This window comes from Streptomyces panacea, from assembly GCF_040560175.1.
Taxonomy (GTDB): domain Bacteria; phylum Actinomycetota; class Actinomycetes; order Streptomycetales; family Streptomycetaceae; genus Streptomyces; species Streptomyces panacea.
Window position 1 is genome coordinate 1 of sequence record NZ_JARJHW010000270.1, and the last position, 7,395, is coordinate 7,395.

Annotated in this window: 7 protein-coding genes; 1 reads left to right on the plus strand and 6 read right to left on the minus strand. The window is 70.5% G+C overall.

The genetic code is table 11. The features are described from left to right. Positions 1-379: 379 nt before the first annotated feature. Genes aztD through aztB form a run of 4 tightly spaced genes read right to left on the minus strand, consistent with a single transcriptional unit; the run spans position 380 to position 4,680 of the window. A complete protein-coding gene (gene aztD, locus P3L51_RS33985; protein WP_354609211.1) occupies positions 380-1,585 on the minus strand; it encodes a zinc metallochaperone AztD in 1,206 nt (401 codons plus the stop codon). Between the two features lie 22 nt (positions 1,586-1,607). Then, a complete protein-coding gene (aztC, locus tag P3L51_RS33990) occupies positions 1,608-2,561 on the minus strand; it encodes a zinc ABC transporter substrate-binding protein AztC (RefSeq protein WP_354609212.1) in 954 nt (317 codons plus the stop codon). After that, entirely contained in the window at positions 2,558-3,805 is a 1,248-nt protein-coding gene (locus tag P3L51_RS33995; RefSeq protein ID WP_354609213.1) for a hypothetical protein, read from the minus strand. Before P3L51_RS33995 ends, aztC begins: the two co-directional genes overlap by 4 nt. Continuing rightward, positions 3,802-4,680 carry a zinc ABC transporter permease AztB gene (gene aztB / locus P3L51_RS34000; RefSeq protein WP_354609214.1) on the minus strand — a complete coding sequence of 293 codons (879 nt, stop codon included), beginning with the start codon at positions 4,678-4,680 and terminating at the stop codon, positions 3,802-3,804. Before aztB ends, P3L51_RS33995 begins: the two co-directional genes overlap by 4 nt. 75 nt (positions 4,681-4,755) lie before the next feature. Between aztB and aztA the strand changes: the two genes are divergently transcribed. After that, a complete protein-coding gene (gene aztA, locus P3L51_RS34005) occupies positions 4,756-5,457 on the plus strand; it encodes a zinc ABC transporter ATP-binding protein AztA (protein WP_354609215.1) in 702 nt (233 codons plus the stop codon). A 51-nt stretch (positions 5,458-5,508) separates the two neighbouring features. Here aztA and P3L51_RS34010 read toward each other — a convergent pair whose 3' ends face one another. Beyond that, positions 5,509-6,633, minus strand: coding sequence for an acetate/propionate family kinase (locus tag P3L51_RS34010; RefSeq protein WP_354609216.1), 1,125 nt, complete (start codon positions 6,631-6,633; stop codon positions 5,509-5,511). A gap of 54 nt (positions 6,634-6,687) precedes the next feature. After that, positions 6,688-7,116, minus strand: coding sequence for a DUF2267 domain-containing protein (locus P3L51_RS34015; RefSeq protein WP_354609217.1), 429 nt, complete (start codon positions 7,114-7,116; stop codon positions 6,688-6,690). Positions 7,117-7,395: the final 279 nt, after the last annotated feature.

Consider the following 7,395-nt stretch of genomic DNA (forward strand, 5'->3'; position numbering starts at 1 on the left):
CTCGGAGATGTGTATAAGAGACAGCATCCAGACCGGCCGCGGCACCGGAACCGCCGCCCCCAGCCGCCTGCCGATGTCGCCACCCGGCAACGCCTCCGTCGAACCGACCCCCGTCCAGACGGGGACCGACCCGAAGGATCAGGCACCGGAGAGCTTCCCCCGGAGGTAGGCCGCGATCCCGGGCCGTGCAGGGCGAAGCGAGAAGCATCAAGCCGGAAGGCCACGGCGCGGCGACGCACCGTGGCCTTCCGGCTTTCCGGCTTTCCGGCCTTCCGGCCTTCCGGCCTTCCGGCCTTCCGGCCTTCCGGCCTTCCGGCCGGTTCGGCCGATCGGTTCGGCTCGGCCGGTCCGATCCTCCCGGCCGCCGTCCGATGCCGGATCAGTGCCGCTTCACACCGCTCAACTCGTTCGGGGACTTGGGCAGTTCCGTCGAGGCCGTCCGTTCGCCGGACTCGATGTCGATCGCCAGGAGCTTCCTGCTCGCCGGGTCGGACACGTACGCGATGTGGTCACGCACGAACAGCGCCGGTCGCGGCTGCTGCCAGTCCAGCGGCTCCTGCCAGGAACCGAGCGCGGAGATCCGCTTGGTGATTCTGCCCGTCGCCGGGTCGATGACGTGGATCTTGCCGTCGGTGCCGAGGACGAGCGCCTCACCGTGCGGGCCGCGGGCCAGCGAACGGAAGGTGTAGCTCGTGCCGATGTCGACGAGCCGCATCGTGCCCGACTCCGTGTCGATCAGCGACACCTGCTCCGGGCGCTCCAACTCGGCTTCCTTGTCCTTCTTGTAGTCGCCGAGAACGATCGGCGACTCGTCCGACCCGGCCTGGTTGCCGATCCGGCCGTACTCCGTAGGGCTCTTGACCTTCTTGATCGCGCCGTCCTTGTAGACGAGGACGCCGTCCTCGCAGCCGATGACGACCGCCTCGTCCCGCGCGGTCGCCTCGCCGTGGACGCCGGGGCACTCCTCGCTCCGCGTGATCTCCTCGCGGTCCTCGCCGAGTACGGTGATGCCGACCCGCTTCTCCTCCGTGCCGAGGGTCGTCACCAACTCGCCGTTCGCCAGCTGGATGGCGACCCCGTGGTGCGGGGCGGCCGAGTCGTACGTCGTGCTCTTCGGCCGGGTGTCGCCGAGATCCTCGGGGTCGAAGACGGTGACCTCGCCGGTGCCGTCCGAGAAGAGGACGGTCCTGCCCGCGTGGCGCACCACGTGGCCCGGCTTCGGGCCCTTGAACTCGACGTCCGTGAGCCGCCGGCCGACCGCGTCCATGACCTGGAAGCCCGTCGCGGTCGAGACCATCACATGACGGTCGTCGCCCGCCGGGTTGACCCGGTTGAACCCCTTCAGGGGTATGTCCCCGGCGACTTTCAGCGTCGCGCCGTCCAGTACGTACAGACCTCCGTCGTACGTCGCGACGATCGGGTCCTTGACCGGCTTCGCCGACGTGTCCGAGGTGTCCGGCGTGTCCGACGACTTCTCCGCCGCGGTTCCGGACGCGTCGCCGCCGCCGCACGCGGTGAGCGTGACGCAGGCCGCGAGCAGTGCGGTGAGGGCGATCGTCGCCCGGGGGCGTGGTCCGTGCTTCATTACGTGGTTTTCCTCTCGTGGGTCATTCGGTGCCCAGGCCCTTCGATATGGACCTGGTGTTGGCGCGCATCATTTCCAGATAGGTGGCCGCGCCTTTTCCTTTCTCGGTGAGGGATTCGGAGAACAACGGCACGACTTCGACGTCGATTCGGCTCTCGCGCTTCAGCACCTGGGCCAGCCGGTCCGGCTGGGAAGAATCGGCGAAGACGGCTCTCACGCCCGCCTTTTCGACGGCGTCGGCCAGGGACTTGAGATCCGAGGCGCTCGGCGACGCGAGGGTGGTGCCGCTCGGGACGACGGCGCCCACGATCCGGAATCCGAAACGCTGCGCCAGATACCCGAAGACATGGTGGTTGGTCACCAACTGGCGTCTGTGCGCGGGTATTTCGTCGAAAGTCGTCCGCATCCAGGAGCCGAGTTCGGCGACTTTCCCCGCGTACGCCGACGCGTTCTTCTCGACGGCTTTCTTGTCGACACCCTTCACGTGTCTGACGACCTGATCCGCGATGAGGCCGACGGCCCGGCGGACCCGCTCGGGGTCGGTCCAGAAATGCGGATCCGGTGCGTCCGCGCTCTCGCCCGACGTATAGGCGATCGGGTCGACGGCGTCCCCGACGGCCAGTGTGGAGACACCTGCCTCCTTCGCGGCTTCGACATGCCGCAGGACGTTCTCCTCAAGCCCGAGCCCGTTGTGGACGACGAGATCGGCCTGTTCGAGGGAGGCCGCCTGGGGAGCGGAGACACCGAAGGAATGCGGATCGGCGCCGGCCCCCATCAGCACCGTCACGTCGGCCTCTTCGCCGACGATGTTGCGGGTGATGTCACCGAGGATGTTCGTGGTGACGACCACGGCCGGACGGTCCTGACCGCGCGCCGTACAGCCACCGACACCCAGGGCCAACACGCAGAGCACGGACAGCGAGCGGGGTAGGGGGAGGGGCCGGAAGCGAGGCAGGTGGCGCGGCCGGGGCGTCATCGGCCCGTCTCCACCATGTGCGTCGGGGCGAAGTCGAGCGGGAAGGTCCGGGCGAGCCGGAGACCGTCGTTGTAGTCGATCTCGTAGATCTTCCGTGCGGCGGCGTCATTGACGTACGCGCGCGAGGTGTCGACCTCGATGACAGCGGAAGAGGCGCCCTTCGGAAGGAGTTCCTTGCGCGCGGTGCGCTTCTTGGTGGCGATGTCGTACGCGGTCAGAGCGCCGTCCTCGCCGAGTACGAGCAACGGCGCACCCTCCCCGGCGGTGTTGGCGGCGACGACCGGACCGGTCTCTATCCGCGCCCACGTTCTGTCGGTGACGTCGAGGACCCAGACCGCTTCGTCGCCGGAGGTGGCCGCGAGAGCCGTACTGCCCGCCCGATGGCGGAATTCGGCGGCACGCCCGCCGGCGCTCACGGCCTTGCCGTAGGGGATTTTCGCGGCGCTGAACGCGCCCTCGTCCTCGCTCACCAGCAGGGCGCCGTCGGCGCATCCGAACACCACGCCCCGTCGGGTGACGGCCTCGCCCCGCGCCTGGGCGCACGGTTCGTCGATCGAGGCGACAGCCGCGCCGTCCCGGGCGCGGACCTCCACGGTGTCCCGCTCGGCCCCGGCCGACGCGACCAACAGGTGTTCCTTGTAGGGGACGACCGCCCCGGCGACCGTTCCCGCCCCCGTTCCGGTGAGTGCCCGGCCGCGCGGGACGGTGCCGCTCTCCAGCTTCTTCCGGTCGAACAGTTCGGTGTCGCCCCGTGCGGACGACACCGCGGTGACGCTCGGATCGCTGTGGATGTGTGCGGCGTCGGGTCCGCCGATCGGGCCGACATGGCGGATCCCGGCCCGGTAGTAGTGCGCGTGATCGCCATGGTCCACCGTCCAGGTACCGGAGTCGACGGCGTACGTCGCCTCGCCGGTGCTCAGATAGGCGAACCGGTCGTCGGCGCGCAGCCCCCGGACGCCGTCGGTTCGCTTCAGGGGTGTGAGGTCCTCGGTGATCAGGTCGAGAACGCCGACCGCGCCGGTGCCCGCGTCGGCCAGTACGAGACGGGACTGCTGCTCGGAGGTCTCCTCGGCCCCCTCGACGTATCCATGAGGCGCCGACGAGGTGCGCGGTGTCGTGGTGGGCCGCTGCCCACCACTGTCGTTCTGGCAGCCCGTGAGGCCCGCGAGCAGCCCCGCGCCGACGAGTACGGCGCGGGACAGGGCGGTAGTGGTCCGGTTCTGCTGGATCGCTCTGGGTGTCATGACGGGTGTCCGTATTCCATGTGCGGGCGGTCGGCCGTGGGTGTGGTGGTGGACCGCGTCCACCGGTGGTGGAGGCCGGCGATCAGGGTGGAGAGCAGGAACTGGAGGACCGCCGTCGCGGCGATCGTCGCCCCGGCGGCGGTGCCGAGATGCCACGAGAGCAACAGGCCGACGAAGGTCGCGCTCGCCCCGAGACAGGCGGCCCCGGCCATGACCGCCGGGATCCGCCGGGCCCACGGCAGCACCGTGGCGGGCGGCGCGATCAGCAGACCGAAGACCAGCAGCGTTCCCACGATGTGGAACGACGCGACGATCGCGAGGGTGAGCAGAGCGAGCAGTGCCGTCTGCGCGGCGCGCGGCCTCAACCCCAGTGTGTGCGCCTTGCGTTCGTCGAAGGCGAGCGCGACGAACGGCCGGTGGCCGAGTGCGGAGATCGCCAGGGCCAGGCCCGACGCGCCTGTGAGATAGGCGAGATCGGTCGGGCGGACCGCCAGCACATCACCGAAGAGGAAGCCGGTCAGATCGACGGCGAACGACTCCGAACCGGAGACGATGATCACGCCCAGCGCCAGCATTCCCACGAACAGCAGCCCGATGCTGGTGTCCTGGGACAGCCGCGGCGACCGGCCGACGAGGCTGACGCCGACGGCCATGACGGCCGCGCTCACGGCCGCGCCGACGAGCAGATTGCCTCCCAGCAGGGAGGCCAGCGCGATGCCGGGGAGCATGCCGTGCGACATGGCGTCCCCGAAGAACGCCATGCCTCGGAGCACGACCCAGGTGCCCGCCAGGGCGCAGATCAGAGAGACGAGGACGCCGCCCCACAGGGCGCGTTGCACAAAGGCCACTTCGAAGGGACCCACCAGCCATTCCATGGAGCTGGACACTACAATGAAAATGATTATCGTTTCAAACTAGGTAGTGGGAGCGCTTCGGAGATGCGACGACAAATGGGACGACAGGTAGGGCTCCACGAGGTGACGGCCGGCTATGCCAACCGTTCGGTGCTGTGCCAACTCACCGCACGAGTACCGGCGTTCACCACGACAGCCGTTGTCGGTCCGAACGGTTCGGGCAAGTCCACGCTGCTCGGTGTGATGGCCGGCGTGATCCCCGTGACCGCGGGAACGGTGGAACACCGGACCGGCAGACGCGCGGCTTTCGTGGTGCAGCGTGGCGCGACCGCCGACACGCTGCCGTTGACCGTGCGCGACACCGTGGCCATGGGGAGGTGGGAACGCAGGGGGTCCTGGAGGCGACTGTCGCGGCGCGACCGGGACGTTGTGGAGGTGAGCATGGAGCGGCTCGATATCACTCCGCTCGCCGAACGGCAGTTGGGGGAGCTGTCGGGCGGCCAGCGTCAACGAGCGCTCGTGGCGCAGGGGTTGGCCCAGGAGGCCGATCTGCTCCTGCTCGACGAGCCCGGCACCGGCCTCGACGCGGCGGCGCAGGGCCTGATCGCCGATGTCCTGGCCGAGGTCACGGCGGAAGGAGGAACCGTCGTCCTGGCCACGCACGATCTGACGGCGGCTCGGGCGGCGGGGCATGTCCTGCTGCTCCAGGAGGGGCGTTTGCGGGGAGAGGGGGCTCCCGGCGAGACGCTGACGGACCGGGTCGTCGAGGAGGTCTGGCGGCTGCCCCGACGGGTCTGAGGCGGTTACGGCCTCGTGTTACGGCCCCGCCTACGGGCCCCGCTCCGAGGCTCAGCGGGCGCGCAGGAGCTTTCGCGTCTCCCTGTCGATCTGGCGCGCCTCCCCCGTGGGCACCACGACCACCGGGACCGCCGCCTCCGGGGCGCTGACCAGATGGGCGGGGCCGTCGTCAGCGGCCTCGGGCACCCGCAGACCGCCGGTGACGCCGAGGATGCCGAGCCCCGCGCAGATCTCCTCGCGTACCTCCGGCTGGTCCTCGCCGATCTCGCCGGTGAACACGAGCGCGTCGACGCGGTCCAGGGACGCCGCCATCGCCGCGATGCCGCGGCGGCAGTGGTGGGTGAAGACGTCCAGCGCCAGAGCGGCCCGCTCGTCGCCGGCCGCGCGGTCGCGCACCAGGTCGCGGGTGTCGCCGGAGGTCCCGGACAGGGCCAGCAGGCCCGAACGGTGGTTCAGGGCGTCGTCGATGTCCTGCGCGGACAGGCCGTGCCGGGTCTGCAGCCAGGTCAGGGCGCCCGGGTCGACGGCGCCGCTGCGACGGCTCATCACCAGGCCGTCCAGCGGGGTGAAGCCCATGGTGGTGTCGACGCTCGTGCCGTCGCGTACGGCGCACGCCGAGCAGCCACCGCCGAGATGGGCGATGACGATCCGCAGCCTCTTCGGCCGCTGTCCGAGCAGTTCGGCCGTGCGGGCCAGTGCCCAGGCGTAGGACAGGCCGTGGAAGCCGTAGCGCCGTACGCCGAATTCGCCGCGCCAAGTCTCGGGCACGGCGAATTCCCGGGCGGCGGGAGGCAGACCGGCGTGGAAGACGGTGTCGAAGCAGGCGACGTGCGGCACGTTGGGCAGCAGCTCACGGGCCGCGTCGAGCACGCGCAGGGCCGGTGGGACATGCGAGGGGGCCAGGTCGGCCGTGCGCTGAAGGGCGTCCCGGACATTGTCGTCCACCAGGGTGTGCTGCCGCAGTTCCGGGCCGCCGTGCACGATCCGGTGCCCGACCGCCGTGGGCGCCGGCGCGAATCTGAGCAGTTCCCGGAGCTGCCCCGACATGTTGTCGCCCGGCGCCGACGTGTCGTCGTACGAGGCGAGCGCCGTGCCGTCGTTCGCGAAAACGGTCAGGTGCACGCTGGACGACCCGGCGTCCGCCACCAGTACGGGCTTACGCTCACGATCGGCCATCACATGCCTTTCCTCTCGGCTCTCGGCTCTCGGTTTCCGCTTCTGGGGCGAGCCTCAGCCCAGGTCGCCGGTGGCGCGGCCCGCGGGCAGCAGTGCGCCGATGTCGACGGGCAGCGCGGCGGCGATCTTGTTCATCAGCTCGGGGGCCAGGGCGGCGTCCAGCACCTCCAGCACGGCGGCCGACTCCCGGAGCGCGGCGTCCTCCGTGGTGCCCGCGCGGTCCGCGACCCGGCCCGTGAAGGCGATCAGATCGAAGCGCTCGCCGGAGCCCGTGTCCCGCCCTTCCGCCGCGGCGAATTCCGCCGGCAGCCGCAGACAGGCGGCCAGCTCCGGCGGCAGCTGCGCGGCCACATGGTCGGCGAGCCCGGCAGGCAGCCGTTCGCCCAGCGTCCGCAGCACGGCCTGGGTCGCCCGCTCGGTGGATCCACGGTCCGGCAGCCGGGCGAGCGCCTGAATCTTTCCGATCATCTCGTCGTGGTGCATGGCGTGCTCCTCTCCGGACGTCACGGGTCCCGGCGCCTGTCCCCGGTTCGGCGGACGGGGCGCGAAACGGGGGTGTCGACCAGGCCCCGCGCGGCAGCCACACACGGGCGGTCTCCGTGGGCATCGACCGTGGCCCGCAGCCTCAGGGTGAGTCCGGGCTCGCGTTCCGGCAAGTTTGGGGCGCCGCCATTCGGCTACCCATGGAGGCGATCCGTACGGGCGATCCGTACGGGCATTTGTGCCGGAATCTGTACCGGAATCTGTACCGGCGATCCGCAC

What these genes read in the sequence shown, in the direction of transcription:
- aztD (WP_354609211.1), bottom strand. Translation starts at nt 1,585, where the DNA reads ATGAAGCACGGACCACGCCCCCGGGCGACGATCGCCCTCACCGCACTG.
- aztC (WP_354609212.1), bottom strand. Translation starts at nt 2,561, where the DNA reads ATGACGCCCCGGCCGCGCCACCTGCCTCGCTTCCGGCCCCTCCCCCTA.
- P3L51_RS33995 (WP_354609213.1), bottom strand. Translation starts at nt 3,805, where the DNA reads ATGACACCCAGAGCGATCCAGCAGAACCGGACCACTACCGCCCTGTCC.
- aztB (WP_354609214.1), bottom strand. Translation starts at nt 4,680, where the DNA reads ATGGAATGGCTGGTGGGTCCCTTCGAAGTGGCCTTTGTGCAACGCGCC.
- aztA (WP_354609215.1), top strand. Translation starts at nt 4,756, where the DNA reads ATGGGACGACAGGTAGGGCTCCACGAGGTGACGGCCGGCTATGCCAAC.
- P3L51_RS34010 (WP_354609216.1), bottom strand. Translation starts at nt 6,633, where the DNA reads ATGGCCGATCGTGAGCGTAAGCCCGTACTGGTGGCGGACGCCGGGTCG.
- P3L51_RS34015 (WP_354609217.1), bottom strand. Translation starts at nt 7,116, where the DNA reads ATGCACCACGACGAGATGATCGGAAAGATTCAGGCGCTCGCCCGGCTG.